The sequence below is a fragment of the Streptomyces gelaticus genome, assembly GCF_014649535.1.
In the GTDB taxonomy this organism is placed as follows: Bacteria; Actinomycetota; Actinomycetes; order Streptomycetales; family Streptomycetaceae; genus Streptomyces; species Streptomyces gelaticus.
Genome location: NZ_BMTF01000099.1, coordinates 1 through 795, shown reverse-complemented (window position 1 = coordinate 795; position 795 = coordinate 1). Strand labels below are relative to the sequence as shown.

The window sequence follows — 795 nt, the reverse complement described above, 5'->3', positions numbered from 1 at the left end:
GTCAAGGCCTCGGTGGACGGTTACTGGCGCTACAGCTTCGCGGGTACGTCCACGACCCCGGCCGTCACCACCGCCGGTGACTTCGTCGACGTGAGGTAGTCCCACCCGGCCGCATGCGGCCGTCTGCGGTCACCCGTGAGCAGCGGGATCCCTCCGCGAGGGGTCCCGCTGCTCACGTATCCGTCCCGTGCATCCCATCCGGCCCCCAGGGGCCTTCTCCACGGAGAAACCCATGCGAATTCGCGCCACTGTCGCCGCAGCCTCCGGCGCCCTGATCCTGTCCGCCCTCGCCGTCCCCGCGGCGCACGCGGCATCGGCCGATCCCGTCATCTCCAAGGTCACCGTCAATGGCGGCAAGGCCACCGTCCTGGGGACGACGGCGCCGCGGACCATCACCGTCTCGGTCACCGCCTCGCACGCCTCCGGCATCGAATCCGGCTGGCTGATCCTGTGGCACGGCAAGGACCAGGACGAGGGCATGGACGGTGCCCTGCTGCCGAACGAGGACGAGGCGACGTGCAAGGCCGCGAGCGCGACCACCAGCACCTGCTCCCTCACCATCACCGTCGACCCCAGGGTCGACCTGCCGAAGAACGTGCTCGCGGGTTCCTGGCACGTCCTCGCGGGCGCCGAGGCCAAGGACGGCTCCAGCCACTACTCCGACTTCGCCGCCACCACGAACGTCCAGCGCTACTCGAAGCTGACGGTCAACGCAGCTCCGGAGCCGGTGAAGAAGGGCGGGACGATCACGGTCACCGGGAAGCTGTCGCGGGCGAACTGGGAGGACCACGCGTA

Annotated in this window: 1 protein-coding gene and 1 pseudogene; both read left to right on the top strand. The window is 69.7% G+C overall.

Going from position 1 to position 795, the window contains the following annotated elements:
• Nucleotides 1-99, top strand: a pseudogene (locus tag IE107_RS34540) (calcium-binding protein); the annotation flags it as partial.
• Nucleotides 100-232: 133 nt separating this feature from the next.
• Nucleotides 233-795: DUF5707 domain-containing protein (locus IE107_RS34535; protein ID WP_229867492.1), on the top strand; the 563-nt coding region annotated here is incomplete at its 3' end.